This is a genomic window from Acinetobacter sp. BD54 (genome assembly GCF_044778325.1).
GTDB lineage: Bacteria > Pseudomonadota > Gammaproteobacteria > Pseudomonadales > Moraxellaceae > Acinetobacter > Acinetobacter baumannii.
This window is the reverse complement of record NZ_JANJEP010000005.1, coordinates 216,202-242,789: the sequence shown is the minus strand read 5'-3', so window position 1 is coordinate 242,789 and position 26,588 is coordinate 216,202. Positions and strand designations below refer to the sequence as shown.

The window sequence follows — 26,588 nt, the reverse complement described above, 5'->3', positions numbered from 1 at the left end:
TCTTCATGCGGTTTTTTTATTGCTCGCTATTAATGTTCTAAACGCAAATCCTGTAATGAATTCCAAGCCGCTTTTGCCAGAATTTCTCTATAGTCTTTGGGGTCAGCTTTTACACGTTGTGATAACCACGCACGGCAATAGCTCTCTGTAGAACCAATCACTAATGAAAGCAAAAGTTCATGTGGAATTAAACTAAATGCTTTAAATTCTTCAAAGTTTGAAATCAAGCTAAATATCTTTTGGTTTCTACTCTTATTTTTTTGTGCAAGTTGCTGCTGTTCTTCCCCCTCTATAATGTTAAAACGTGCAGTAATTAAGAATTTTGCAAATTCCGGTTGCTCACTTACCCAGTCCACATAACTATAAATTAGAGCTTCTACAATATCTTTTAATGTTTTGGACTGTTTTAAATATTCATCTCTCAGAGCTGTTTGATCATCTAAAGCTGAAAAAAATAAGGCCGCAACTATACCCTCTTTATTTTTAAAATGATGATAAATCGCCCCAACGCTACTTTCTGATTTGGCACGAATCATTTCAATACTAGTCGTTTCAATGCCCTGCTCTAAAAAACAATCTAAAGCATCTAATAATATTTGTCGTTTTAAAGCAGCTCTTCTTCCAGGATATAAGCGTTCTAATAAATTTTGAGCAGATACCATTTTGTATTCTCTGACCAGTCATCGGAGATATTTTGAATGACTTGACGCATATTTGTAAACAGAACTATATTCTTAAACAGAATAACATTCTGTATTTTTAAAATTAAAGGAAGTCAAATTATGGCAACCACATTAGAGCTCTGGAATAAAGTAACTGCTTTTCCTAAAGGCAAGTGGACTTTCTCTCGTATGCTGTGCTTAAAAGCACCTTATTTCGGCAGTATTTCCCCTCTTTTTATTGAGTTAAAACCGAATTATTGCGAAATTTCTATTAAGAAGAAGCGTTCTGTGCTTAACCACATTGGAACAGTCCATGCGATTGCGATGTGTAATATGGCTGAACTGGCGGGTGGAACAATGACAGAAGTTACCGTCCCATCTACCCATCGCTGGATTCCAAAAGGAATGACTGTTGAATATTTAAAAAAAGCTGAAACAGACTTAATTGCAATTGCTACACCAGTGGAAGCTGATTATAACTGGGAAAAAGCTGGAGAATATTTAGTCAACGTAGATATTTACGACACTCACAAAGATAAAGTATTTCATGCCACAATTACCATGTGGATTTCTAAAAAGAAATAAAAAAAGCCCTGAATTCTCAGGGCTCTTTTATCTTATTTTTTAAATGGGAACGCATATTTCACAATACGTCCAACCACTTGTCCAAACTGCTTAACAAAGCTGGCATTGTTATAGTTCAAGCCATATTTCTTACAAACCGCCTCAACTTTTGGAGCCATTTGGCGATAACGACGAGCAGGAATATCTGGGAATAAGTGATGTTCAATTTGATGACTTAAGTGACCAGACAAAATATGAAATGCTTCTGAACCTGTTAAGTTAGAAGAACCACGGATTTGGCGCATATACCAGTGTCCACGGCTTTCTTCTTGTAAAACAGATTTTGGAAACACTTCTGCATCTTTCGTGAAATGACCACAGAAAATAATACTAAAGGTCCAGATATTACGAAGACCATTTGCGACCAAGTTACCTGTAAATACTGGTAGTGCTGCCGGCCCTGCAATAAGTGGGAAGAAAACATAATCTTTAAAGAGTTGCTTGCCAATCTTTTTATTAACCGGTTTTAACTCTTCTAAAAATTGTGCCTTAGTTTTACGCTTGTAAAGTACACGCCCAATTTCAAGATTCTGAATTGCTACGCCCCACTGGAACAATAAGCAAAATGGAATACTATAAATCGGTTGCAACAAGAACCCTGGCTTCCAACGTTGCTCAGGGAATAAGCGAAGTAAGCCATAACCAATATCATCATCAATACCTTTAATATTGGTATAAGTATGATGTTTATAGTTGTGGGTTTGACGCCAGTTGTCAGAGGTACCTACAGTATCCCATTCATAAGTTTGACCATTAAATTTCGGGTCATTCATCCAGTCATATTGACCGTGCATAACATTATGGCCGAGCTCCATATTCTCCATAATTTTAGAGAAACCTAATAAACCCGTACCTAAAATCCACGCTGGCGGGAACCAACCTGCAAATAAACAAGCTCGGCCTAAAAAGCTACTATAACGAATAGCAGCATAGACACGGCGGATATATTTAGCGTCTTTTTCACCCAAATCATCCAATACTTCTTGTTTGATCTGATCAAGCTCTTTTGCAAATGCTTCAAGTTCTGCTGGAGTCAAATCTCGATTTTTAGGATTTTTAAAATATTCGACTTTCACTGGCATATTCATAAGAGTTCTCTCTTAAAGATCAATAACTAGATCGGATTGTGCTGAGTTCACACAAATTTTAAGTAATTGGCTTGGTTCCGTATTTTGGCTACCGTTTAGTAAATTACGTGTAGAACCTTGCGTTTTACTACAAACACATTTATTACAAATTCCCATACGACAGCCATGTGTCGGCTTAAGGCCTTCATGCTCAAGGCTGACCAAAATGGATTGGCCTTTAGGAATTGCAATCACTTTATTAGACTGGGTTAATGTGACATTCACATAACCAATGTCATCCGCAGAACTTTCATTAGTTAAACTAAATGCTTCAGTAAGTACAGTTGGTGCTTTTTCAAAAAGCTGTTCAACAGTTGAAACAAAACCCGATGGACCACATGCATAAACTGTGCTGTTTTCAATACCATCAACCAGTGCAAGATGTTCGGCATTTAAACGTTCATCATTTGGTGTTTCTTGTGTGTAAAACACCTGATAGCTAAAGTTTGGGTTTTGTTCAGCCACTTGTTCAAAGTACTCTGTAAAAGCAGCATCAGAACGCTGTTTGACCCAATATAAAAGCTGAACCTGCGTTTTTTCTAACTGTTGGCTTTGCTTAATTGCTGTGATTAAGCTCAACATTGGTGTAATACCACTACCAGCAGCTAACATAATTAATTTCGGTGTCTGGATGTTTTGTTGCATGTCGCCATAAGGCTGCCCAAGCTCAAAAACATCACCAATTTTGCTTTCTGCAATAAACCAGTTACTGACAATACCATCAGCAACTTTTTTAACTGTTAAACGTAAGTGTTCTGCATCAATTTGCGTCAAGCTATAAGTACGTTCATAGCGACGGCCCGCGATTTCAACAATCACTGGATGATGTTGACCTGCCGCGCCCATTTTCACCAAGCGGTTGCATTTTAATGTCAGGCTCACGGTGTCATGAGCTACGAATTCTTTTTTTACAATTTGAACTAGTCCATGCTGCACAGACCATAAAGGATTTATTTTTTGTAGCCAGAAGTTCGCCATATTTTTGTCAAATACAGCTTGTGTTAATGAATTGAATAGAGAATTTCTCTTTTCGATTGCTTGCATAACTGAGGGCTCTGTCGCTCTTTTTTAATTATTATACACATGTATATATATTTGTATATACACTCGTACTTTTAATTACAATTTCACAAGTTCCCTGTCTAACGCTATAATCCAGACAGTTTAAGAATATATTGAAAAACATGACCCAAACCTCACTTTCTCAGAGCCCAAATGACACAACCTCATCACAAGATGTCATTGAAATAAAAACAGTAACGCGTTCTGTTGGAAGAAAAGCGACGATTACGAAAGAAGAACTTTTTCAGGCAGCTCTTAACCTGATTGGTCCACAAAAAAGTATTGCCTCACTCAGTTTACGTGAAGTTGCAAGAGAAGCTGGTATTGCCCCAAACAGTTTTTATCGTCACTTTAAAGACATTGATGAGTTAGCTATTTCACTCATTGACCGTGCTGGTATCGTTTTACGTAAAATTATTCGTCAAGCACGCCTTCGTGCATCTTTGCAAGACAGCATTATTCGCAGTTCTGTAGAAATTTTTCTGCAACAGCTGGATGCTGATGAAGGCAATTTAAGTTTATTGTTGCGAGAAGGTTTTACAGGTTCCGCCTCTTATAAAGCTGCTGTAGATCGACAGCTCAACTTCTTTCAGCAAGAGCTACAAGAAGATTTAATTCGCTTAGAACGCCTCAATAACAATCATCTATATCACCCTGAACTTGTTGCAAAAGCAATTACACAACTTGTTTTTCACATGGGTGCCAAAGTGATTGACCTTCCTATTGATCAGCGTGCGGAAGTCGCAGAACAAACAATGATCATGATCCGGATGATTTTAGAAGGTGCCCGTCATCTAGACGAAGCAAAAATAAGATAGATTCCACATAAAATGGTTTGTGATTTTACAAGCCATTTTTTATACACCTGTGCCTGCTGATTAATAAAAATATAAACCATAGATTGAAGCAGCTTAGATGCAAGAGTATAAGTAAATAATTCTAGCAATACATATCAATACTTCCCCACGTTATTCAGGGATTCACATGCAAAGTTTGAGTAATCGTCAAAGCCTGATTGCAAGCTATATTCTGATGGGCATTTTTTTGCTTTCGGTTATCCCCTTGCATCTCTTAGCAAGTTTTTTTGCAGGCTTTCTCATTTATGAAATTATTATTAGTTTAAGCTCTATTGTTGAACGTTATATTGATGGTCAAAGAGCCCGCATTTTTATTAGTATTTTATTAAGTATTATTACTATTTCTCTTCTTGCCTTTTTCATTACAAGTTTAATTAGCTTTGTAGTTTATGATTTAAAAGGAGTCGGTTTACATAGTATTAACGGTAAAGTCGACCAAACACTACTGCACTTACAAGCGGAGATTGGGAAATATTTACCGGGCTATATTCCAGATAGCGTTACAGAACTGAAAGATGAAATATTCGCGTTTATGAAAGATAACGTGACTACATTAAAAAATGCCAGTTCCGATATTTTGCATAATCTAGTGACTATGGTGATGGGTCTTATTATCGGTATATTGGTTGCTATTCACGGCTTTCACCGACGTACACCCCAACCTGTTTTCAAATCCTTACTGATCCAACGTATTCAAAAATTATCAATTTCTTTTAGAAATGTAGTTTTTGCACAAATTAAAATTTCAGCGATTAATACGCTGCTCTTTATATTATTTGCTTTTGTACTATTGCCGATCTGGGGTGTTCACCTACCTTTCGCCAAAACCTTAACCATTCTTACCTTTATGTTTGGCTTAATTCCAATTTTAGGGAATTTAATTTCAAATACTTTAACTTTTATTGCGGCTCTTACAATTTCACTCGGTCTAGCAGGTGTTGCGCTACTCTACCTCGTATTAGTTCACAAGTTAGAATACTTTATTAATGCCAAAATTATTGGTCATAAAATTAATGCCAATGCATGGGAAATTTTATTGGCTATGTTAATTTTCGAGTCCATCTTTGGCTTAAGTGGCTTAATTGCAGCACCGATTTTCTATGCTTATTTAAAACTAGAATTAAAAGATGCCAGATTGATTTAACTTAAATTTACTCAATAAAAAAGCGCCTGTGTGGCGCTTTTTTTATTACTCATTGCTTATGGTTTGACTACTACAAGCACTTGAATCGCTTCAGGTGTTACGGTTAAGCCATCAAGCAAGCTTAAACCTTCTTTTTGCAACTTCTGTAAGCGCTCAATTTCGTCTTGGCGAATGCTCGGGTTGAACTGTTTTAAGTAAGTTAAACGATCAATCTCATATTGCCATTTATTACCATAATGCTCTTTTGCTTGCTGTTGAAGCTGAGGTAAACCTTCTTTAGCAATATCAAGTGCTTGTTTATAACGCTCTTCAATCACTTCACGGCGGGCTTTAACCACTTGGCGGCAGCTATTGCCATCTAAGTGATGCAAATACGGTTTTAAAATGGTTGGATCAATCTTTTCAGATAAGTCCTGACCATTTTCACTTAACAATACGCGAATAAGTTGTTTTGGTAAGCTTGATGGCAAGTTCAAGGATTTTGGTGCCACCACATCAACTTTAAACCAGACTTCAAGTAAAACCGAACCTTGCTTTAATGCATTGGACTTAAGCACAGCAACATTGGTACTGCCAAATGATTGTGTACGGATCATTTCCATGACACTTTCAATAAATGGATGTTCTAAAGTTAGATACTGAGCGTCTTCACGCATTTGCGCTTGGTCACGATAGAAAGTCGCAGTCATACCTTCTTCATCTAATGCCAAACCTTGCACTTGCATCTGGTCGGTTGGACGAATAATGACTGTACCGTTACTTTGCTCATCAAAGTCAATATTAGTTGAAGACATGAAACGCTTCACAAACATAGGCAGCGTTGTGTTGTCATCATAGTCTTCTAACGCTTGAACAATTTCTTGTGCAACGATAGGACGACATGAGTTGTACTCAAGCAGACGATCTCGACCAGCTTGTAACTCTGCTTCTAAAGCTTGGCGTTGAACATTAACTTCTTCGAGTAAATCTTCAAATGTTTGACCTTGGTCGGCCAGCAAGCAATCTTTTAATTCAACAATAAAGTTTTCTTGTAGCGTTTGAGCTGTTGGAGAAATATTGCTGAAAATATTTAATGCTTCATTATACCAACGGAACATACGCTCTTGAGCGGTGCCCATTAAATACGGTACATGAATCTGGATACGGTTTTCTTGACCAATACGGTCTAAACGACCAATACGTTGTTCTAAAACGTCAGGGTTTGCAGGCAAATCAAATAAAATTAAATCACTCGCAAACTGGAAGTTACGGCCTTCTGAACCAATTTCTGAACAAAGTAAGATTTGAGCACCGTAGCTTTCTTCTGCAAAGTAAGCAGCCGCTTGGTCACGCTCAAGCAAACTCATACCTTCATGGAACATGGCTGTACGAATCCCTGCATGCAAACGAAGCGCACTTTCTAAAGACTCGACAACAGGACCACTACGGGCAATTAAAAGAACTTTTTTATGCTTAAGTTCTTTACGTAGAATTTCCATTAACCACGGTACACGCGGATCATTTTGCATCCATGAGCCATCAATTTGTGCTTCTTCTGGCCACATTTGCTCGCGTAATTTACCGTCTTTTGACCAATCTGCTGGCGCAGGTAAAGGCGCAGGTTGGCAATCGCGGCCAGGGAAGCCTTGAATCGCTTCACGCGTATTACGGAATAAAATACGACCTGTACCGTGACGGTCTAACAACTCATGAATCGCTCTGAAACGTTGCTCAGGTTGGTCTTCAATTGAATGCCCCAACAAACCTTCTAAAGCAGTTAAATGCTCTTGAGTTAAAGGTTCATCCGACATAAGCACTTCTGCAACTTGCGCAGTTTGCTGATATTGAGCTTCTTCATCCAAGAAACGCTCTAAACTGCTAAAGCGCTGTGGGTCTAACAAACGTAAACGCGCAAAGTGGCTTTCTACACCCAGCTGTTCAGGCGTTGCAGTAAGCAACAATACACCTGCCGTATTTTCAGCAAGCTCTTCAACCAAGTCGTAACGATCGTTACCACCCTCTTCTTCGCTCCACATCAAGTGATGCGCTTCATCGACCACAAGTAAATCGAAACCAGCTTCTAATGCTTGCTCACGCAAATCGTCATGGTCCACCATCAAGTCGACGCTGGCAATAATGCATTGCTCAGTTAAGAACGGGTTAAGTTCTGGATCATGTTCTTTAATAGATGCGGTACGGGTTAAATCAAACAGAGAAAATTGCAAATTGAAACGGCGTCGCATTTCAATCATCCACTGATACTGAAGAGAATCAGGGACTAAAATCAGGATACGTTCAGAACGGCCGGTTTTAAGCTGTTGGTGGATAATTAAACCAGCTTCAATTGTTTTACCTAAACCTACTTCATCAGCAAGTAAAACACGCGGTGCGAAACGTTTACCGACTTCATGTGCAATATAGAGTTGATGCGGAATTAAACCTACACGCGCCCCAACCAAGCCGCGTAATGGACTGGTTTGCATTTGTGCCTGCATCAACATTGCTTCAATGCGTAGGTCATACCACTCTTTATAATCAATCTGGCTTGCCAGCAAACGATCTAAAGGTTTTGATAATTGAATTTGTGCACCAATACGTGTTTCGTTTAGCGCTTTACGTTCTTGCTCGCCATTTTCTAAAGTACGAACAACGTTGTAACGCAATACACCATGACGGTCTTCAATAGACTCGACATTCCACTTATTGCCTTCTTGGTCTTGAACTTCATCATTTACATTAAAGATGATACGAGAAAGCGGTGCATTATTGCGTGCATAAACACGCGTTTCATCACTTTTGGGGAATAAAATGCTGACAGATCTTTCATCTACATCAATAAGAACGCCTAAACCGAGCTCAGTCTCTGTATCTGATAGCCAACGTTGACCAATAGCATACTGCTGCAATTTTTCCACCTTTTTCTCAAGTTCGCACTACATATTGTACGATGCAAAGTAGCTTATTTTTGCATCTTTTTATGTAGTCTTTAAAGCAAAATTTTGCAGCAAAAACTAATTAAATTGTTTTGCTACAAAAATTACTCATCGAAAGTTTTTACATTAAAACGGTACAGGACAGTTAAAAGTTAATGATTCCCCTGTGACAGGATGATTAAAGCTTAACTGTTTAGCATGCAAGCACAGACGAGGAACAAGTAATTGTTCCGGTGTTGCATACAATGTATCACCTACAATCGGATGTCCCAGATATTGCATGTGTACACGGAGTTGATGAGAACGTCCGGTAATCGGTGTTAATTTGACACGCGTAACCGGTTGTCCCTGAATCTGGAAATGTTCAATCGCCTGCCAATGTGTTAAAGCAGGTTTGTTATGAGAAGCATCGACAATATGTAAAGGTGGTCGACTCGGATCATAGACGACAGGGATATCCACTGTCCCTTCACCCTCTAAATGACCAGCAACTAGCGCTTCATATATTTTCGAAGTTTGACGGTCTTGAAATTGGCGTGCAATCGCACTCTGTCCACGCTTAGATAACCCAAAAACCAAAATACCCGAAGTATCACGGTCAAGGCGGTGAATGAGCAAAGTTCGTGGTTCAATTGCCACCAGTCTTGTCAAAACGCTGTCATGTAAATCACCTTTCCCTGGCACACTCAAGATGTCCGAAGGTTTATGAATCACCATAAAATCATCATCACGATAGATCAGATGTTCACTTAGAAAATCACTCAAAGTTGTATTCCCAAGGCAAGATGAAAAACAAGCGGGCAATAATAAAAAGCTTACGTCCGAATTACAATGCCGTTCGGGTAAATTAACGACAGAATTTGCAAATATTATGAATCACGTTACGGCTAAAGCCGATTAGCGCTTCAATAACTGCATAATATGTTGCAATGTAGGAGTTTGCATCAACTCATCAACAGTTAGGCTCGCACCATTAGCACGCCATAATTCCACCAAATAATTGACTCCCGAAGCGTCTAGACCATAGTTTCTTAAATCTATTTCGGGATGAATTTCCATTGGATGTCGCCCTACCTGTTCAGCAACTGCCAATAAAATTCCTTTATCGGACAACACCTGTAATGACGGTGCACTTAAAGACCATAAGCGCATTAAAGTCTGCGTGTTTATATGTTGAATATGGTCAAAACTTATTTTTTCAATCCATTGTATATGCTGCTCTAAACTACTCGCCAAGATTGCATCATTTACAACAGCTACATAATCGGTAATGGATAAAACAAGCTGCATGACTTGCTTAAATAGCGGTGATAAATTCCCCGCCATAATTACCTGTGCCTGAGTGTTTGATGACAAGTGCTGCCCAAGCTGTAACATGGCCTGTTGAAGTTGAGATGACTGAATCATCATGACCGGAATTTCGAGTGCTTGTGCTCTTTTACTTAGCATTTCTAAATGATCAGCTAATGGCTGATGCGCCCAATCAGATATTTTTTCAAGATCATCTAGCCCGACTAGGAGCAATATGCTTTGCGTAGATTCAATAGGCCAATTTGAAGTACTTGCGGCTAACTGAATTTTTCGAGGTAAGGGATAAAACATTGTTCTCTACAAATAAAAAATAGCTCAAATTAAAAAGCCCGTTTAAAACGGGCTTTTTTGCTTACTTCATTTCGGCGAAGGTTTCTTTTGCAGCCTGAATGGTAAACTCGATATCTTCATCAGAATGAGCAGATGAAATAAAGCCTGCTTCAAATGCAGACGGCGCCAAGTTTACGCCACGTTTTAACATGCCATGGAAGAACTTTTTGAAAGCTTCAATATCACATGCCAACATAGAGTCAAAGCTTGTAATGTCTTCTTGATCGGTAAAGTAAAGCCCAAACATTGCGCCAGCTTGCTGAGTTTTAAATGGAATACCCGCTTCATCTGCTGCTGCTTGTAAGCCTGCAAGTAACTTTTCAAGTTGAGCAGATAATTTGCTGTAAAAGTCCGGTTGACGTAAATGTTTAAACATTTCGATACCAGCGCGCATAGCAAGTGGGTTACCAGATAAAGTCCCCGCTTGGTATACACCCCCTAAAGGTGCGATGCACTCCATGATTTCACGCTTACCGCCAAAGGCACCTACAGGTAAACCAGCACCAATAATTTTACCTAAAGTCGTTAAGTCAGGTTTAACGTTATAAACTGACTGAGCACCGCCCAATGCAACACGGAAACCTGTCATTACTTCGTCAATAATAAATACAGATTTGTATTCATCACACACATCACGAATCGCTTGTAAGAAACCATCAATTGGTTTCACCATATTCATGTTACCTGCGACAGGCTCAATAATGACGCCCGCAATTTCATGACCAAACTTAGCAAAGCATTCTTTTAATGCTGGAATATCATTATATGGCAGCGTTAAAGTGTGTTTAGCAAAGTCAGCTGGTACACCTTTTGATGTTGGTTCGCCCTCACCTTTAGTTAATAAACCAGAACCTGCTTTTACTAACAATGAGTCAGAGTGCCCGTGGTAACAACCTTCAAACTTCACGATCTTGTCACGGCCAGTATAACCACGCGCTAAACGAATAGCAGTCATAGTCGCTTCTGTACCAGAATTGGTCATACGTACCAATTCAATTGATGGCATGATTTCACAAATGATATCTGCCAATGTTGTTTCATGTACGGTTGGTGCGCCAAAACTTAAGCCATCTTCTGCTGCTGTTTGCACAGCCTTAATAATATCCGGATGAGCATGGCCCAAAATCATTGGTCCCCAAGAGCCAACATAATCTACATAGCGCTTACCATCTACATCCCACAAATATGCACCTTTGGCTTTCTCAATGAAAACCGGTGTGCCTCCAACGCCATTAAAGGCACGTACCGGAGAGTTAACACCACCTGGAATGTGTTTGCTGGCTTGTTTAAATAACTGTTCTTGCTTTGGAGATAAACTCATGGAAATGCTCGTCTTAAATATCTAAAAAATAATTTTGAAAGCTTAAGAAAATAATTGTGCCCACGCTTGTACACGGGCAGGAATTTCAGCAGTTGATCGACCTAATATATCACTAATGACTGCACAGAGGTCAGCTCCAGCCTCAATCACAGGTTTTGAATTTTCAACAGTCAAACCACCAATTGCACAAATAGGTAAATCATATTGAGCTGCTGCTTGCTTAATCACTTCTATACCTACATTGCCAGCTTCCGGTTTAGTGGCAGTTGCATATACAGCACCAAAGGCAACATAAGTTGCGCCATCGGCAATTGCTTTTTGAGCAAGTTCTAATGAGTTTAAGCAAGTACGACCAATAATGACACCTTCTGGTAACTGTGATTTTGCATCGGTGATTTCACCATCGCTCTGACCTAAATGCACACCTAAACCAAACTGAGCAGCCAGTTTTAGGTCATCATTAATGACAAAAGGAACCTGATATTTTTCACATAATTGTTTGATCTGTTCAACTTCAGCAGGCTGGTCGGCTTTGTCTACTTTTTTACGGCGGTACTGTAAAATTGCGATTTGACGGGTTGCGAGTGCGGCGTCTAATTTTTCTAATAATAATTGGATTGGGTCATCATTGGTAATGAGGTATAAACCGCGCATACTCTACTCTCGCTTTTTAAAAACTTCGCTAGTATAACGGATTTATAAGTCATCATAAGTACCGATTGATATAGGCTTATCAGTACCAATCGGTATATTAAAAATAGAAATAAAAATTAACTTGGAATTTTATCGTGCTTGCGATCAATTAAACTTAACCGACCAGTCGCAACATCAGAGAGCATTCGCCAATCAGAAATAAAGCTATAAAGCGGTTGTTTAAAACTGGCAGGTTTATTTTTCTCAAACATAAAATGTCCAACCCATGCACATGCATAGCCAGAAACTAAACCATAGAGTGCGTATTTGGCCTGTTTCTTACGAATAGCTTTTGAAAAAAAGTATAGACCAATGCTACTGCCCACCGCATGTAAGCGCCTACTCATAATGTTACGGTGTTCAGTTAAATAAAAACGATAAAATTCCTGATAGTTTTTAATAGGTAACTCAAACTCTGGCTGAGTTTGATGATTAAAATTTACGGGTGCATTCACGATCATCTTCCTGATTTTTATTTGATCAAAACATCACCTGATTGTACACCTAAATAAAAGTGTAGCGTCATATGTTTGATTGTAACTTTCTCTATCAAAAACATTATTTTTAGCGCTAAGCTATTATACTTATTCAAGATAGTTTAAATACCTGATTCAGGGAGATCTGTTATGGTTGAAGTTGAGCTTAAGTTTCAGTTACCTGAATCGAAGAAAAAAACCGTCCAGCAATATTTAAAAAAACATAAAGCACAGCATATTCATCTACAGGCCAAGTATTACGATACGCCAGACCGCCTACTTGCAAAAAATGGTATGGCCTTACGCTTACGTAAAGAAAATGATCTGTGGGTACAAACCTTTAAGGCTGCCGGCCAAAGTCATTTACATCGTGTCGAAGAAGAAGTTTTTTTAGGAAAATGCGATCAAGAACCTGACTTAAACCTTGAGTTATATAAAGACAATAAAGCCGTCACAGATTTGATTACTCAAGCTTTAGGCTCTGAAGTCGAAAAGCTAAGCTTACAGTTTGAGACTGATGTACAACGTACCTATCATGTTTTTGAAGCAGATGACACGGCAATTGAAGTCTGTCTTGATGACGGCGCCGTAAAAACAGCAACCGCACAAAGCAAAATTTGCGAAGTTGAGTTCGAACTTAAACAAGGTGCAGTCAAAACACTGATTCAATTTGCTCAGCAATGGATTAATCGTTATGAACTTTGGCTCGATGTGAGAAGTAAAGCCGAGCGCGGTAATTTACTCGCATTAGGGCAAGCTGCTTCACCGGCTGTTCACGCAAAAAATCTGAACTTAGATAAAGACATTTCAGCAGAACAGGCGCTCAAAAAGATTGTAGAAAACTGTTTGGGACAATTCTTGCCTAACATGGCCGCAATTGCCGATGGAGTTGCCGAGGCTGAGCACATTCATCAGGCACGTGTAAGCTTACGCCGTTTACGTAGTGCACTAAAACATTTTTCAGCATGGTCAGACGAGTTAAACCCTGTGTGGGAAGAACAAATTGCCGAACTGTTCCGTCAGCTTGGGGACACGCGAGATGAAGATGCCATTCGTACCGAAATTTTACCTATGATTGTGCAGCATGGTTCACCTGAGCTTTTACTTCCGCTCTCTGAACAGCCATTAAAAGATCTTGCCACACTGTTTAAATCAGCAGACACCATTAAGCTTATACTTGCCTTATTAGCATTTGCCTATTCAGAAGAAGAAGATCAAAACGCCAAAGGAAAATTGAAAAAATATATAGGAAAAAGCTTAGATAAGTTACATCATCAAGTGGTGAGTAATGCCGATCATTTCACTGAACTTGAAGTCACCGAACAACACAGAACGCGCAAGAAAGCCAAACAGCTTCGTTACTGCATTGAGTTTATATCGAGCTTATATCCTCGTAAAAATGTTCAGCAGTTTTCAAAACAATTACAGCCTGTGCAAAATACTTTAGGACTTTATAACGACTTATTTATTGCCGAAGATCTATTTAATAAAACGATTGAACACGACCCACATTTTTGGTTTGCATTAGGATGGGTTAAAGCCAAACAACCTTATTTACAAAATCAGTCTGCCGAAGCTTTGCAAAAATTTAAACAGGCAAAAATATTTTGGTAAGAATCTTGAAGTCGCGGCAAATATGCCGCGACTTTTTATCTATATTTACCAAATACTTTCCATACACCGTTATCTGCTAATGGATCGCTATAGCTATCACTACGCTGTTTTCTTGGCTTATCGCGAGCATCGACGAGTTTAAAGTGTGGCTCTACCCCTAACACAATACCATTGGTATAAAACCGTGAACGCGTATATTCACTTTGACCATGCTGGAATACATACGTCCGTAAATCAATAAATTCACGGTGTGCAACTAGCGCTGCTGTATCATCACTTTGCAACCATTCTTGCATGGTAAATATCTGATCTGTTTCAAACTGCCCACACTTTTCAATAAGACTTGCAACACCACGGAAAGTTTTTGATTCTTTTGCGCGTGTTTTATTAATCCGAATTCGGTCTACATGGAAAAAGAATAAGGGTAAGTTTAGATGGCTTGGTAAATGAATTGCATCTGGTAATTCATCTTCCATAAAAGGTTGAAAAAGCTCTTGTGCCCTTTCTATTAAATCTTTCCATTGCTGATAATAGGCCACAACCTCTTCTTGCAAACCATAATAAATTGGCAGCCCTTCTACATGCTCCAAATATTGGGGTGGAAAAATATGCTGGCGTAATAAAGCAATGTCTGTTTTTAGACTTTGAACGGCAATTGCATCTTGCATATTATAACTCCCAATACTTAGGCTATTTACAGACTAAGGCAAAGGTTTTGTTTCCGCAAGGCTTTGCCTATAATAAGCAGCTCTATTTTTGCGGGAATAAGTCATGTCTCAAAAGATTAATGCAACAGATATTACTGAAGAAGAAGCGTTAAATGCTGTTTTCTTTGAGCGTGCGGATGAATTCATTAAACAAGCAAATGATTTTTGTCGCCCGCCAAAAGGCCAAAAGCCAGACCCGGCCGAGCTTCGTGGTCAAGTGAGCGCAGCCATGTTATTTGCAACTGCTCGTTTTAATACATGGGTGGCTGCCAATAATTTTAAAGATGGTAATGAAATGCGTGATGCAAAAGATCAGGTGATGTCTTATCTTCTTCAACAGTTCCAAATGATGCTTGAAGATAACTTTGATGAGTATTGTGAACAGTTCGATAACTACTTACGTTTCCGTAAGAATGAAGATTTTCATACTCACAAACACGACCATTAAAATATTTTACAACTCAAATAAAAAGCCACATGAAGTGGCTTTTTATTTGGCAATTATTTACTGCTTTTGTGCTTGACCATACTGGTCAGCCATAACTTCAACAAGATTTGAAGGTTTAATATATTTTTTAATAACTGCGTTCACATCAGCAACCGTTAACTTTGTTAACTCTTGGTCATGTTTAACACGGTCAAGTAATGTTTTACCTGACTCAAGCTCTAGATTTAACATACCGTGGATATTACGTTCATCTTCTAAGGCAGTAACACGTTTCTTCATGATATCCGCCTTCGCTGCTGCAAGCTCCTGCTCTGTAATACCATGAGTAATTAAGTCATTTAGAACCTTATGAACTGAAGCAGAAACTTGTGCTGAGCGACCAGCCGTATAATTTGCACTAATGCTTAACGCACCTACATTCGTGTCTCGATCTAATTGCAAACCAGTACCAAAACCATATACCAATGCATTTTTTTCACGAAGCTCTTGAGCCAAACGTGATGAAATTTGAGATTCACCCAAAATGTAATTCATTAAAATTAATGCAGAAGCGTCAGGATGATTTTTCCCAACCGGTAATGCAAGTACACTTTGATAACTACCAAACTCACGCTGCTCAGATAAGACATGTACTTGCTGGGCAGGAAAATCAACATGTTGAATCAAGATTTTTTCATACGGTTGTTTGCTATTCCAGCTTCCGAACTCTTGATTCAATAGCTTTTTCATTTTTTGGGCATCAAATGCACCTGTAATCGCAATTTGCGCATGATTCATGGCAAAGAAATGCTGATAAAGCTCTTTGACTTGCTCTTGAGTCACATTCTTTAATTGTTTTTTAGCCAGCTCCGGTTCAAAGTGATAACGCAAATCACCCGGCTGGTATTCTTCTACCAAGCGAGATAATGTTAGACCTGCTACCACATCCGGTTCCGTATAAGGACGATCAAGACTAGATAAGCTTTGAGATTTAATTAAATCAAATTGAGATTGTTCAAATTTAGGATTTTTCATGACCTCTAGAACAAACTTGAAAAACTCATCGAACTTTTCAGTTTTAGATTGAATATTAATGGTCATACCATTGCCATCGGCACTTGCATAAGCTGCGCCACCTGCATCAATCGATTTATCGGCAATATCTTGCAAGCTATATTTATCAGAACCGCGAAGCAATAAATATGAAGTTAAATCAACAACCGTACCTTTATCGAATAAAGATTTTTCAGTACCAAAATCCATAGTAATGGTGGCATAGGTACGATCATCACGGGTTTCTACAGGGAATAAAGCATACTTCATTCCATTTTTAAGCTTTCCGCGAATGATCTTTTTCTCATTACTTTCGGCATATTGCTTAGACGTTTTTAAAAACTCGGCAACTTCTTGTTGATAAACTTTCGGATCTTTTAAAGGCTCTGCTTTAACATCTGTTTGATCTAATGTTTTAGGCTTATCTTTTGCGTCGAGTTGTAATGCTTTCTTTTGGTCTTCTGGTGTTGGCAAAATATCGCCATCAATACGATGACCTGCAACAAGGAACTGTTTTAAGGTTTGATTTACCTCGTTGAGCTTCACTTTATCAATTGAATCTAAATCTTTGAAATATTGGTCCCATTGCCCATCCGCTACAGTGTAATCACTTAAACGGGAACCCAAAGCAACGGCATCTTTATTGACTAACTCACCTTGCGTTTTCATTAAGCTTTTTACACGATTTAGCTCAGTCTCTGTAAAAGGTTTACCCTTTTCAATTCCAGAGAGCAAAGCGCTTTCAACTTTTTTAGGGTCATTTTTTGGTGAATAAATAGCACCTAAAAATACCACATTAAAATCTTGATCTAGCCATGTTGATGCCTGAACGTCTGTACTAACACCTGTTTCAACCATATTTTGGTACAAATGACCACTTGGCTGCATGGTATACAACATAGGTGCGAAAGCCAGTTCCGGTTGAATTTTTGTGTTTTTACCATCCATATAGATATGGAATTTGGCCAAATCACTGCCCTTTTTCACCACAAACTCACGGTTTTTGAGTTTTGTAGAATCTAACACAGGCACTTGAACAGGCTTAGGCACAGCTCGCGCAGGAATTGGGCTAAAATATTGGTCTATCGTTTTCAAAACATCAGTTTTATCAAACTTGCCTGAAATCACCATGACCGCATTATTAGGCGCATACCAACTGCGATAGAACTGGTTCAACTCAGGCATTTTAATTGACTTAAGCTCAGGTAAATCACCAATCGGTAATCGACCTAGATATTGATTACCATAAGCCGACTTCCACATTTGATCCATCAAGACAGCAAAAGGCTGATCCATACGGACTTCACGTTCACGCTTTACGATTTCAATTTCAGAAGGCACAAATTTTTCTTGTAGAACTAATTTGTCCATGCGCTCAGATTCAAGGTACAGCACTTGATCGAGTGCTGTTTTTTCTGGACGGACAATATTGGTGTATTTGGTTGAATAGTAATCCGTGCTCGCATTCGTCATTAACGTATATTGATCTAAACGGCGTTGGAATTCTTCACCTTTTACATTTTGCGTGCCTTTAAATGCTAAATGTTCGAGTAAATGTGCTAAACCACTTTTACCCTGTGGATCATTTAAAGAACCCGTTAAATAAATGGTATTAATAAAGATTTTATTTTCTTTGTCATTCGGCGCAAGCACTACCCGAAAACCATTATCTAATTTATATTCCTCAACATTTTGCTTACTTTTTACTAATGTTGTTTGTGCAAAAGAGGCAGCACTTAAACCAAAAATACATAGGGAGAGAGTCAGTTGTTTAAACTGCATAAACATATAAATACCAATTAATTTGAATAATAAAAAATCAATAGTTGTGTGACTATAGTAGGAAATTTGAGCTGACTTTCATAGTAAAGATTTGAAAAAAAAGCCGTTTATTTAAACGGCCTTATATTTTAAGGAAAAATTTCGGCTTGCATATAAAGTTTGCCATATCCCGAAATTTCAATACGTTCCTGATTTAAGACATTACAATACAATACGCCTCCACGGCTAGAAGCCTGATAGGCCACAATATTATTTTTAGCGAGTTTCTCTGCCCATAGTGGCGCTATTGCGGTATGAATTGAACCAGTAACCGGGTCTTCATCAATGCCTGCGACAGGTGCAAAATAACGAGAAACACAGTCATATTGATCGTCAGCTTTTGAGGTGATTGCAACATCCATTGCTGTAGTTGTAATTGCAGTCCGCTTACCTAAGGCTTTAATTAAGTTCATGTCAGGTTGCTCATCTAACACATCTTGCACTGACTCATATTCAACAATGTAGGCTTGAATATTTTGATAAACCGCTTTAAAAGGTTTTGTTAATGCTTGACGTAAAATAGCCGGATAATCTTCAACTTGCTGAGCTTTACGAATTGGAAAATCCATTCTGATTTTGCCGTCTTCATCTTGATGAACTACAAACAAACCTAAGTTTCGTACATGAAAATTAAGAGTCTTTTTCTCAGTAAAATCTTTAAATAATACGAAAGCACTCGCAAGAGTCGCATGCCCGCAAAAATCCACCTCAACCGTTGGAGTAAACCAACGTATTTCATAATTTTCAGAGTCTATAATTTTTACAAAAGCAGTCTCAGATAAGTTATTTTCAAGTGCTATCTTTTGCATTAAATCTGCATCTGGCCACTCTTTTCCAACAATCACAGCAGCCGGATTTCCACGAAATAGCTCTTTGGTAAAAGCATCGACTTGATACATTTTCATGTTAGTGCTCTCTTTCTTAATAGGCTCATTTTCGAAAATTATTTAAAAGAAAAATAGATACAGTTTTTTAAAAATTAACATCACAGTTGCAAGTTACACATATAAAAAAACGGCTCATCCAGAGTGGAGAGCCGTTTAATATTAACTCTTAATGATGTTGAGTTAATTCAATTTCATCTTCGCTATTCATTATAGCTTTGTCGGTCTGCCCCATAAATTGGCTTGTAACTACACCAGCAGTCATCGAACCATTTACGTTTAACGCAGTACGTCCCATATCAATGAGTGGTTCAATTGAAATAAGAAGAGCAACCAATGTTACAGGTAAGCCCATAGCAGGAAGTACGATCAATGCTGCGAAAGTTGCACCACCACCAACACCTGCTACGCCAATTGAACTTAAAGTCACAATACCCACTAACGAAGCAATCCACATTGGGTCTAGGGTGTTAATACCCATAGTTGGCGCAACCATGACTGCGAGCATGGCTGGATATAAACCCGCACAACCATTTTGTCCAATAGTGGCACCAAAAGAAGCAGAGAAACTTGCAATAGACTCAGGCACACCCAAACGACGAGTTTGCGCTTCAATGCTCAGTGGAATACTTGCAGCACTTGAACGACTCGTAAACGCGAATGTTAGAACCGGAGCAACTTTCTTGAAGAACTTAAGTGGAGAAACACCGGTCACAGTCAAAATAATGGCATGTACGACGAACATAATCGCCAAACCTAAATAAGACGCCACCAAGAAACCACCTAGGTTTAAGATATCTGCGACATTTGAACTTGCCACAACTTTCGTCATGAGGGCAAAAACACCATATGGTGTAAGCGTCATCACTAAACGAACAAGCTTCATTACCCAAGACTGTAATGTCTGAATAGCTGTCAGAATACGTTGACCTTTTTCTGCGTCATCTTTCATTAGGTTGAGTGCTGCTATTCCTAAAAAGACAGCAAAGATAACCACGCTAATAATTGAAGTCGGATTTGCACCCGTTAACTCAGCAAAAGGGTTACTCGGAATAAAAGAAAGAATAAATTGCGGTACGCTTAAGTCTGTTACTTTACCCACATAGTCGGTCTGAATTGCAGTAAGTCGAGCTGTTTCAGCCGCTCCTTGTACCAAACCTTTGGCAGTTAAACCAAACAAGTTCGTCACAAATACCCCAACCAGCGCAGCGATGAGTGTGGTAAATAACAAAGTCCCGATGGTGTAGAAGCTGATTTTTCCTAAAGAAGAAGCTTGGTGTAGCTTCGCTACCGCACCTAAAATCGAAACAAAGACCAAAGGCATCACGACCATTTGTAAAAGTTTTACATAGCCGTTACCAACAATATTAAACCAGCTAATAGATTCAGCAAGAATCGGATGGCCACCGCCATAAATCAAATGTAGTCCTAAACCAAACACTACACCTAAAATTAAGCCAGCTAGAACTTTTTTAGATAAGCTCCAGTCCGTTTTACGTGTTTGGGCGAGTAAAAATATTAACCCGACAAAAACCACAATATTGATGATTAAGGGTATATTCATTCCCAAACTCCAAATTATTGCTTGTGTCATCTTTTAAGGGGGCATATTTGACCATAGCCGGCCTATATAAACTACCCTTTTCAACAATTTTCTAGCATGCAGATCATTACCGATCTGAATGAGAATATAAAATGACTTTTAAATACATATATATCACTTTTAAAACATAAGTTACGTTAGATATTTATGTATAAAAATTAAGCGCATTTCTGTATAAATTGTTGCTCAATAAAACAAATAAACTGCTTTAAATTACTACCCCATGTTTCAGGAGGCTGAGCGACCAAATAAGTAGTGAAATGTGCAGATTCAGTGTTAATTTCAAAACAACTTAATGAGACTTTATCGGCTACTTTATTCAGATATGACTTTGGCAATAAAGCAAAACCGACACCTAATTCCACACAGCTTACAATGCCATCCAGACTGCCCATTTCCATAATTTGCGAAGGTGGCACACTGTGATCATTTAAAAACAACTCAATTGCATGCCGATAGGAACATCCTTGTCGAAATGCAATAAATCGAGTCTTTGCGAGGGTGGCAATGTCGGGAAAATCAATTTGTTGTTTTGGGCAAACCAAAACCAGTTGTTCTTGCCACACCGGAAAACTATATAGCTCTGGAATCACATATTTAGAAGCGACAAAAGCACAATCGACTTCTCCTTGTTGCACAGCATTTAACAAATATCCTGTCGGGTGAGTTTGAAGTTCAAGCGGCAAATTCGGATGTTGCTGCATACATTCATTAAGCAATTGCGGAAGTCGTATTGCTGCTGTCGTTTCCATACTGCCCAAACGAATAGTTTCATTCGGGTCAATATCACCTTCTCGGAAGATTGTCTTCGCTTTATTATGCAGTGCGATCATTTGCACAGCATAACTATGTAGCTGGTGTCCTGCATTGGTTAATGTAACGGGGTTATGACGATTTAATAAAATCACACCTAACTCTTCTTCAAGCTTTTTCACGTGGCTCGTGATATTGGATTGAACCGTACACATTTTTTGTGCAGCCAATGAAAAACTTCCACTCTCTGCAACCGCTAAAAAAAACTCTAAAGACTTAAGCAACATGCCACTATCTCAAAACAAGATAATTAATATCATATTAAATCATTTCTAATGATAAATAAACTCGCTTTTAATAATAAAAAAATTGAGAGATTTCTCATGTCTACATTCTATCGAATGAGCCTGCTTGTCTTTTTAGCGACTTGCCTAGGAATTGGTATTTTTAGATTTTCCTATACCGCACTCATGCCTATTATGATTGTGCAATATGGATGGACTCATGATTTTGCAAGCTATTTAGGAAGTGCAAATTTATTGGGCTATCTGGTTGGCGCATTATTGGCACTGTTTAGCATTAAAGAAAAATCTATACCCGCTTTGATTATAACTTCGGCGGTTTTAGGTAGCTTAAGCCTACTCTGCTGTTCTTTTATACACATGTCTTTGGCTTGGTTTGTTCTCTGGCGCACCATTTCAGGTATCGCAGGTGGCCTACTCATGATTTTAGCGCCCAGCTTTGCCATGAAAAATATTGCAATTAGCCAAAGGCTCAAAGTCAATTTTTTAGGGTTTAGTGGTATTGGCGCAGGCGTATTATCTGCCACTCTCATTATTCCTGCACTTAAAAATATGCCTGTTCAATATGTCTGGGAAATTTTTGCCGCCATTTCCATTATTGGCAGTTTGGTGCTTTTTCAGTTATTAAGGCACCCACCTACCGAGTCCGTTCAAATGGTCAGTCAAGCTCCTCAAAACTTCAAACATTCATGTTTAGGACTGGTCATTATTATTGCTTATATGTGCAGTGCTTTTGCATATATCCCACACTCTTTGTTTTGGATGGACTATTTATCGGGAACCCTAAATTTTCCATTGCAACAACGAAACTTATTTTGGGTTCTTTATGGGGTTGGAAGTTGTATTGGCGCCTTTGTGGCGTATTGTTTAAGCCGCCTTATTGGATATTTGCAGGCAATTAAATGTCTATACGGTGTCTATTGCTTGGCAGTTGCCCTACCATTTTTTTCACATGCTACTGCTTTGCTCACTTTATCGTCCTTTCTTACAGGTTTACTCACACCTGCCACCGTATTTATTAGCTCTTATAGCCTGCTACAGATTTATGAACAGCGTTATCAAAAAATCTGGAGCCTTGCCACCATTGGGTTTGCCAGCACTCAGTTATTAGGTGGCGTTGTTATTAGTACTTTACATCACTTGCATTGGTCTTATGCCCATCTGTTTTTAATGGGCGGCATTGTTTTGTTATTTGCATTGAGCCTTTTAATTCCTATCCGTTCTTCCATGCCGAACACTCTCGGAGAAACCGAATCGTGAAAACTTTATTCTTTCCTCTCTTTTTGATTGTTTTCGTACTCCTTATTCAGGCTTTAGACCAAAGCTATCAAAAGAAAATTGGTATCTCTAAGTCCCAAAAACATCCGGAATTTATGCAATAAAAAAAGCCCCTATACATAAGGGGCTTTTCCATTGAGTAGTCGTATATTGTCAAAATAAAATTAATGAATAGATCAGTAGAACAAACCGCATAACAGCTATTTTAGTACGCTTATTAAAAACGCTTAACTGACAAAAAATGTCATATTATGTCAATGTAGAGAGCTATTTTCTGATCTATATTCAGTCAAAATTTATAATTTTTAATACTTAAAATTGAGCAAAACATGAGCAATAACAATTATATTGATGAGCTTTTAAAGCTCTTGGCGATGTTCGCTTTTATCGGTGTTTTATTACTGGCATTTAAATGTCAGACCATCTTTGCACTGGATATGACAACATCATACGAAGTCTCTGTAAGGATTGTTATCTATATTGTCACAGCAGCTATTTTGGTTTTTTTAACACGCAATCATATTGAGTTTACAACACAATTTTTAATTGCTGTTCCATTTGCATACTTTTGGCTAGAGCCAATTCTTGACTACAAGGCCATTCAAACTATCCCAGATGTTCCGTTTTATCTCTCAGGTCATGGTCAAAGTTTAGGGCTACTCATCGTGATCATATTTTGTTTTGCCTTATGGGTATTTAAAGAAACAAGCTCAAACTCGCTTGAGTCTCAAAATGTCTAAATGAGGATTTTTAGGGAGTTTTATAAAGTTAAAAATCGTCACTGTACTCTATGTTTTTATAATATATATTTTAAGCAAATTAATTTATATCAATTAAAAACTCTAAAAATGTTCAATGTATCAAACCCAGCAAATGCCGTTGTTGTAGGTATTATCGCAATAATTGCTACAGTTAGTCTTCTGATATGGAAGTTTAATTTTTATCTCGGTATAGATATATACACCAGTGGAGAGGTGCTATTTAAAACATTATTGTATGCCGCCCTAATAGGACTATTTAGTTACTATTTTCGCCATACAATTAAAATTAGTAATACAGTGATTTTATCATTACCGCTTTTTTTCTTTTGTATTCGGCCTATTCTAAACTACAAAATGACGCATACCATTGGAAATGTACCACTGTATGCAACACATCATGGGCAAGGCTTAATATTGCTGAGTTTAACGATATTAGCATGTATATTGTGGGCCTATACGGCTAATTCCTAGCTAAAATTTTAACGTTTAATATTCTTATTTTTTATTATTTTTCAAAATTATAAATCTAAAGACTTTAAAAGCCCTCAATTGAGGGCTTTTCTATGAAAGTTTAATCTTCCATGTGCTGAATTATGGCATCGCCAAATTCTGAGCAACGTAACAAGGTCGCTCCCGGCATTAAACGCTCAAAATCGTAAGTTACGGTTTTAGCTGCAATCGCTCCTGAAATACCTTTAATAATCAGGTCCGCTGCTTCTGTCCACCCCATATCACGGAGCATCATTTCAGCAGAGAGAATAATTGAACCCGGGTTGACTTTATCTTGCCCAGCATATTTAGGTGCAGTGCCATGCGTTGCTTCATACACTGCAATAGCTCCACCAATATTCGCACCTGGCGCAATCCCGATTCCCCCTACTTCTGCTGCTAATGCGTCGGAAATATAGTCACCATTTAAATTAAGGGTTGCAATTACAGAGTAGTCAGCAGGACGCATCAAGATTTGTTGCAAGAAAGCATCTGCGATCACGTCTTTAATAATGATGTCTTTACCATTTTTAGGGTTCTTAATTTTAACCCATGGGCCACCATCGATTAATTCACCACCGAAACGATCTAACGCTAAATCATACCCCCATTCTTTAAAGGCACCTTCGGTATATTTCATAATGTTGCCTTTATGAACAAGAGTCACCGAAGGTTTGTCATTATCTATTGCAAACTGAATAGCCTTACGAACTAAACGCTGTGTTCCTTCTTTAGAAACAGGTTTAATACCAATACCACATCCTTCAGGGAAACGAATTTTTGTGACCCCCATTTCTTCTTGAAGGAATTTAATGACTTTTTTAGCTTCTTCAGAATCTGCTTTCCATTCAATACCTGCATAAATATCTTCCGAGTTTTCACGGAAAATCACCATGTCAGTTAACTCAGGATGCTGAACGGGTGAAGGGACGCCTTGGAACCAACGCACAGGACGTACACATACATACAAATCCAGTTCTTGACGTAGTGCAACATTAAGTGAACGAATGCCACCACCGACTGGTGTAGTTAAAGGGCCTTTAATTGAAACTACAAATTCACGCAGCGCTTCAAAGGTTTCTTCCGGCATATAAGTACCGTAAATTTTATTGGCCTTTTCACCGCAATACACTTCCATCCATTCAATAGAGCGTTTGCCGCCATAGGCTTTTAAAATTGCCGCATCAACAACTTTTTTCATTGCCGGTGTAATATCTACACCAATACCGTCACCCTCAATGAAAGGAATAATTGGATGATTTGGTACATTCAGTGACAGGTCTGCTTTTACTGTAATTTTATCACCGTCGGCAGGAACCACGATCTTCTGATAACCCATTATGTAGATTCTCCCTTTTATAATATTTAACTAACCAAACAAAAATAATTATCGATAAACAATACTTTCAACTTTTATTAACGCATAATAGCTTAATCGAATTTAACCCTTTTTGAGATTTATGTGGGAAATAAGCAAATTTCGCACTTAAATATAGCTCAATGTTTTTACCGCTTATTTGAAAGAAGAAGTCATTTTTTATGAAAATCGTCATTCTCAACAAACCATATGACGTTCTCTCCCAGTTTCGTAAAGACGAAGCACACATGACGGTCTCTGACTTTGTAGATGACCCGACTTTGCGCATAGCAGGCCGTCTTGATATGGACTCTGAGGGTTTAGTTTTCTTAACTGATCATGGTGGTTTGAATCAGTTCATTACCAACCCTGCGAATAAAAAATACAAAACGTATTTAGTTCAAGTTGATGGCGATGTAACCGAAGAAGCACTCGAGCAGCTTCGTAAGGGTGTAGAGCTTAATGATGGTATGACTTTACCAGCTAAAGCAATTAAGGTAAGTGAGCCTGAATGGTTATGGGACCGCGATCCTCCTGTACGTTACCGTGCCAGCATTCCAACATCTTGGATTGAAATCTCTATTTGTGAAGGTCGTAACCGCCAAGTTCGTCGCATGACCTCTGCGGTAGGTTTTCCGACTTTACGTCTCATTCGTACAAAAATTGGTACGATTGACTTAGTTCAATTGGGATTACAACCGGGCGAAACCAAAGAAATTGAGCCTCTACTCTACCCAGACTTTAAAGATGTTCCGGCTGAACAACCTTATCGTTCACGTTCATATGTGAAAAAACCGGGTGGCACTGGCGGTAAGCCAATGGTTCGCAAGAACAAAGATGGTTCTGCGAAAAAATCTGGTACAAAGCGTATTTGGCAAATGGATGAAAGTGAAAAACCGCGTCGTAAGACTAACGGTACAACGCGTCCAAATACCAAAGCACCACGTGGTCGTAGCCGCAATAGCCGATAAAAATATTTAAGTTTTAAAGCTCACGTTAGTGGGCTTTTTTTAATGACTT

The 26,588-nt window shown here is 38.5% G+C and carries 25 protein-coding genes; 10 read left to right on the top strand and 15 right to left on the bottom strand.

The window, feature by feature from the left end:
- Nucleotides 1-29 precede the first annotated feature (29 nt).
- Nucleotides 30-662, bottom strand: a complete 633-nt coding sequence (locus tag NQ782_RS10460) for a TetR/AcrR family transcriptional regulator (protein ID WP_267581191.1) — start codon at nucleotides 660-662, stop codon at nucleotides 30-32.
- A gap of 120 nt (nucleotides 663-782) precedes the next feature.
- On the opposite strand from NQ782_RS10460, the gene NQ782_RS10455 reads away from it, so the two are divergent.
- Complete coding sequence (locus NQ782_RS10455; protein ID WP_000246244.1) at nucleotides 783-1,247, top strand: hotdog fold domain-containing protein; 465 nt, start codon at nucleotides 783-785, stop codon at nucleotides 1,245-1,247.
- Between the two features lie 32 nt (nucleotides 1,248-1,279).
- On the opposite strand, the gene NQ782_RS10450 is transcribed toward NQ782_RS10455, so the two are convergent.
- Nucleotides 1,280-2,374, bottom strand: coding sequence for an acyl-CoA desaturase (locus tag NQ782_RS10450; protein WP_001057073.1), 1,095 nt, complete (start codon nucleotides 2,372-2,374; stop codon nucleotides 1,280-1,282).
- Between the two features lie 12 nt (nucleotides 2,375-2,386).
- Nucleotides 2,387-3,457 (bottom strand): ferredoxin reductase, encoded by a 1,071-nt coding sequence (locus NQ782_RS10445; RefSeq protein WP_001147894.1) that lies wholly within the window; start codon nucleotides 3,455-3,457, stop codon nucleotides 2,387-2,389.
- 140 nt (nucleotides 3,458-3,597) lie between these two features.
- Between NQ782_RS10445 and fabR the strand changes: the two genes are divergently transcribed.
- Complete coding sequence (gene fabR, locus NQ782_RS10440) at nucleotides 3,598-4,293, top strand: HTH-type transcriptional repressor FabR (RefSeq protein ID WP_000195202.1); 696 nt, start codon at nucleotides 3,598-3,600, stop codon at nucleotides 4,291-4,293.
- Between the two features lie 166 nt (nucleotides 4,294-4,459).
- A complete protein-coding gene (locus tag NQ782_RS10435) occupies nucleotides 4,460-5,476 on the top strand; it encodes an AI-2E family transporter (protein WP_001191208.1) in 1,017 nt (338 codons plus the stop codon).
- 56 nt (nucleotides 5,477-5,532) lie between these two features.
- Here the strand turns inward: NQ782_RS10435 and rapA are convergent, their stop codons facing one another.
- From rapA to NQ782_RS10405, 6 genes are all read right to left on the bottom strand, one after another.
- Nucleotides 5,533-8,370, bottom strand: coding sequence for an RNA polymerase-associated protein RapA (gene rapA / locus NQ782_RS10430; protein WP_000413591.1), 2,838 nt, complete (start codon nucleotides 8,368-8,370; stop codon nucleotides 5,533-5,535).
- Nucleotides 8,371-8,514: 144 nt separating this feature from the next.
- Complete coding sequence (locus NQ782_RS10425) at nucleotides 8,515-9,153, bottom strand: RluA family pseudouridine synthase (RefSeq protein ID WP_001279315.1); 639 nt, start codon at nucleotides 9,151-9,153, stop codon at nucleotides 8,515-8,517.
- A gap of 132 nt (nucleotides 9,154-9,285) precedes the next feature.
- Nucleotides 9,286-9,990 (bottom strand): hypothetical protein, encoded by a 705-nt coding sequence (locus tag NQ782_RS10420; protein ID WP_004840446.1) that lies wholly within the window; start codon nucleotides 9,988-9,990, stop codon nucleotides 9,286-9,288.
- 61 nt (nucleotides 9,991-10,051) lie between these two features.
- Nucleotides 10,052-11,350: a glutamate-1-semialdehyde 2,1-aminomutase gene (gene hemL, locus NQ782_RS10415; protein WP_000059232.1), complete on the bottom strand. Its 1,299-nt coding sequence runs from the start codon at nucleotides 11,348-11,350 to the stop codon at nucleotides 10,052-10,054.
- Nucleotides 11,351-11,392: 42 nt separating this feature from the next.
- The gene (thiE, locus tag NQ782_RS10410; RefSeq protein ID WP_001214807.1) at nucleotides 11,393-12,004 is read right to left on the bottom strand and encodes a thiamine phosphate synthase; all 612 of its coding nucleotides are present in this window, start codon (nucleotides 12,002-12,004) and stop codon (nucleotides 11,393-11,395) included.
- Between the two features lie 116 nt (nucleotides 12,005-12,120).
- Nucleotides 12,121-12,504 (bottom strand): DUF962 domain-containing protein, encoded by a 384-nt coding sequence (locus NQ782_RS10405; RefSeq protein WP_086230949.1) that lies wholly within the window; start codon nucleotides 12,502-12,504, stop codon nucleotides 12,121-12,123.
- 165 nt (nucleotides 12,505-12,669) lie between these two features.
- Between NQ782_RS10405 and NQ782_RS10400 the strand changes: the two genes are divergently transcribed.
- Nucleotides 12,670-14,133: a CYTH and CHAD domain-containing protein gene (locus NQ782_RS10400; protein WP_057093582.1), complete on the top strand. Its 1,464-nt coding sequence runs from the start codon at nucleotides 12,670-12,672 to the stop codon at nucleotides 14,131-14,133.
- Between the two features lie 35 nt (nucleotides 14,134-14,168).
- On the opposite strand, the gene NQ782_RS10395 is transcribed toward NQ782_RS10400, so the two are convergent.
- The gene (locus NQ782_RS10395) at nucleotides 14,169-14,801 is read right to left on the bottom strand and encodes a hypothetical protein (RefSeq protein ID WP_001150007.1); all 633 of its coding nucleotides are present in this window, start codon (nucleotides 14,799-14,801) and stop codon (nucleotides 14,169-14,171) included.
- Nucleotides 14,802-14,904: 103 nt separating this feature from the next.
- Between NQ782_RS10395 and NQ782_RS10390 the strand changes: the two genes are divergently transcribed.
- Nucleotides 14,905-15,288 carry a DUF3144 domain-containing protein gene (locus tag NQ782_RS10390; RefSeq protein ID WP_000078676.1) on the top strand — a complete coding sequence of 128 codons (384 nt, stop codon included), beginning with the start codon at nucleotides 14,905-14,907 and terminating at the stop codon, nucleotides 15,286-15,288.
- Nucleotides 15,289-15,345: 57 nt separating this feature from the next.
- On the opposite strand, the gene NQ782_RS10385 is transcribed toward NQ782_RS10390, so the two are convergent.
- From NQ782_RS10385 to NQ782_RS10370, 4 genes are all read right to left on the bottom strand, one after another.
- Complete coding sequence (locus NQ782_RS10385) at nucleotides 15,346-18,108, bottom strand: pitrilysin family protein (protein WP_000480983.1); 2,763 nt, start codon at nucleotides 18,106-18,108, stop codon at nucleotides 15,346-15,348.
- 122 nt (nucleotides 18,109-18,230) lie between these two features.
- Nucleotides 18,231-19,046, bottom strand: a complete 816-nt coding sequence (locus NQ782_RS10380; protein WP_057093580.1) for a PhzF family phenazine biosynthesis protein — start codon at nucleotides 19,044-19,046, stop codon at nucleotides 18,231-18,233.
- A 148-nt stretch (nucleotides 19,047-19,194) separates the two neighbouring features.
- Complete coding sequence (locus tag NQ782_RS10375) at nucleotides 19,195-20,589, bottom strand: L-cystine transporter (RefSeq protein WP_001025081.1); 1,395 nt, start codon at nucleotides 20,587-20,589, stop codon at nucleotides 19,195-19,197.
- 197 nt (nucleotides 20,590-20,786) lie between these two features.
- On the bottom strand, nucleotides 20,787-21,668 hold the full coding sequence (locus tag NQ782_RS10370; RefSeq protein WP_000925116.1) for a LysR family transcriptional regulator: 882 nt from the start codon (nucleotides 21,666-21,668) through the stop codon (nucleotides 20,787-20,789).
- A gap of 96 nt (nucleotides 21,669-21,764) precedes the next feature.
- Between NQ782_RS10370 and NQ782_RS10365 the strand changes: the two genes are divergently transcribed.
- The 4 genes from NQ782_RS10365 (at nucleotide 21,765) to NQ782_RS10350 (ending at nucleotide 24,193) form a co-directional block, all read left to right on the top strand.
- Nucleotides 21,765-22,943: a YbfB/YjiJ family MFS transporter gene (locus tag NQ782_RS10365; RefSeq protein WP_057093578.1), complete on the top strand. Its 1,179-nt coding sequence runs from the start codon at nucleotides 21,765-21,767 to the stop codon at nucleotides 22,941-22,943.
- Entirely contained in the window at nucleotides 22,940-23,065 is a 126-nt protein-coding gene (locus NQ782_RS10360; RefSeq protein WP_002041688.1) for a hypothetical protein, read from the top strand. Before NQ782_RS10365 ends, NQ782_RS10360 begins: the two co-directional genes overlap by 4 nt.
- A gap of 225 nt (nucleotides 23,066-23,290) precedes the next feature.
- The gene (locus NQ782_RS10355) at nucleotides 23,291-23,701 is read left to right on the top strand and encodes a hypothetical protein (RefSeq protein ID WP_004746442.1); all 411 of its coding nucleotides are present in this window, start codon (nucleotides 23,291-23,293) and stop codon (nucleotides 23,699-23,701) included.
- On the top strand, nucleotides 23,702-24,193 hold the full coding sequence (locus NQ782_RS10350; RefSeq protein ID WP_001218091.1) for a hypothetical protein: 492 nt from the start codon (nucleotides 23,702-23,704) through the stop codon (nucleotides 24,191-24,193).
- Between the two features lie 100 nt (nucleotides 24,194-24,293).
- On the opposite strand, the gene icd is transcribed toward NQ782_RS10350, so the two are convergent.
- On the bottom strand, nucleotides 24,294-25,550 hold the full coding sequence (icd, locus tag NQ782_RS10345; RefSeq protein WP_057093482.1) for an NADP-dependent isocitrate dehydrogenase: 1,257 nt from the start codon (nucleotides 25,548-25,550) through the stop codon (nucleotides 24,294-24,296).
- Between the two features lie 200 nt (nucleotides 25,551-25,750).
- Between icd and NQ782_RS10340 the strand changes: the two genes are divergently transcribed.
- Nucleotides 25,751-26,539, top strand: coding sequence for an rRNA large subunit pseudouridine synthase E (locus NQ782_RS10340; RefSeq protein WP_000706554.1), 789 nt, complete (start codon nucleotides 25,751-25,753; stop codon nucleotides 26,537-26,539).
- Nucleotides 26,540-26,588 lie beyond the last annotated feature (49 nt).

Coding starts and splice junctions, on each gene's coding strand:
- NQ782_RS10390 (WP_000078676.1), top strand. CDS start 14,905: ATGTCTCAAAAGATTAATGCAACAGATATTACTGAAGAAGAAGCGTTA.
- NQ782_RS10350 (WP_001218091.1), top strand. CDS start 23,702: ATGAGGATTTTTAGGGAGTTTTATAAAGTTAAAAATCGTCACTGTACT.
- thiE (WP_001214807.1), bottom strand. CDS start 12,004: ATGCGCGGTTTATACCTCATTACCAATGATGACCCAATCCAATTATTA.
- NQ782_RS10395 (WP_001150007.1), bottom strand. CDS start 14,801: ATGCAAGATGCAATTGCCGTTCAAAGTCTAAAAACAGACATTGCTTTA.
- NQ782_RS10435 (WP_001191208.1), top strand. CDS start 4,460: ATGCAAAGTTTGAGTAATCGTCAAAGCCTGATTGCAAGCTATATTCTG.
- NQ782_RS10460 (WP_267581191.1), bottom strand. CDS start 662: ATGGTATCTGCTCAAAATTTATTAGAACGCTTATATCCTGGAAGAAGA.
- hemL (WP_000059232.1), bottom strand. CDS start 11,350: ATGAGTTTATCTCCAAAGCAAGAACAGTTATTTAAACAAGCCAGCAAA.
- NQ782_RS10340 (WP_000706554.1), top strand. CDS start 25,751: ATGAAAATCGTCATTCTCAACAAACCATATGACGTTCTCTCCCAGTTT.
- NQ782_RS10450 (WP_001057073.1), bottom strand. CDS start 2,374: ATGAATATGCCAGTGAAAGTCGAATATTTTAAAAATCCTAAAAATCGA.
- NQ782_RS10365 (WP_057093578.1), top strand. CDS start 21,765: ATGTCTACATTCTATCGAATGAGCCTGCTTGTCTTTTTAGCGACTTGC.
- NQ782_RS10385 (WP_000480983.1), bottom strand. CDS start 18,108: ATGTTTATGCAGTTTAAACAACTGACTCTCTCCCTATGTATTTTTGGT.
- NQ782_RS10355 (WP_004746442.1), top strand. CDS start 23,291: ATGAGCAATAACAATTATATTGATGAGCTTTTAAAGCTCTTGGCGATG.
- icd (WP_057093482.1), bottom strand. CDS start 25,550: ATGGGTTATCAGAAGATCGTGGTTCCTGCCGACGGTGATAAAATTACA.
- NQ782_RS10375 (WP_001025081.1), bottom strand. CDS start 20,589: ATGAATATACCCTTAATCATCAATATTGTGGTTTTTGTCGGGTTAATA.
- NQ782_RS10420 (WP_004840446.1), bottom strand. CDS start 9,990: ATGTTTTATCCCTTACCTCGAAAAATTCAGTTAGCCGCAAGTACTTCA.
- NQ782_RS10455 (WP_000246244.1), top strand. CDS start 783: ATGGCAACCACATTAGAGCTCTGGAATAAAGTAACTGCTTTTCCTAAA.
- fabR (WP_000195202.1), top strand. CDS start 3,598: ATGACCCAAACCTCACTTTCTCAGAGCCCAAATGACACAACCTCATCA.
- NQ782_RS10445 (WP_001147894.1), bottom strand. CDS start 3,457: ATGCAAGCAATCGAAAAGAGAAATTCTCTATTCAATTCATTAACACAA.
- NQ782_RS10405 (WP_086230949.1), bottom strand. CDS start 12,504: ATGATCGTGAATGCACCCGTAAATTTTAATCATCAAACTCAGCCAGAG.
- NQ782_RS10400 (WP_057093582.1), top strand. CDS start 12,670: ATGGTTGAAGTTGAGCTTAAGTTTCAGTTACCTGAATCGAAGAAAAAA.
- NQ782_RS10380 (WP_057093580.1), bottom strand. CDS start 19,046: ATGAAAATGTATCAAGTCGATGCTTTTACCAAAGAGCTATTTCGTGGA.
- NQ782_RS10370 (WP_000925116.1), bottom strand. CDS start 21,668: ATGTTGCTTAAGTCTTTAGAGTTTTTTTTAGCGGTTGCAGAGAGTGGA.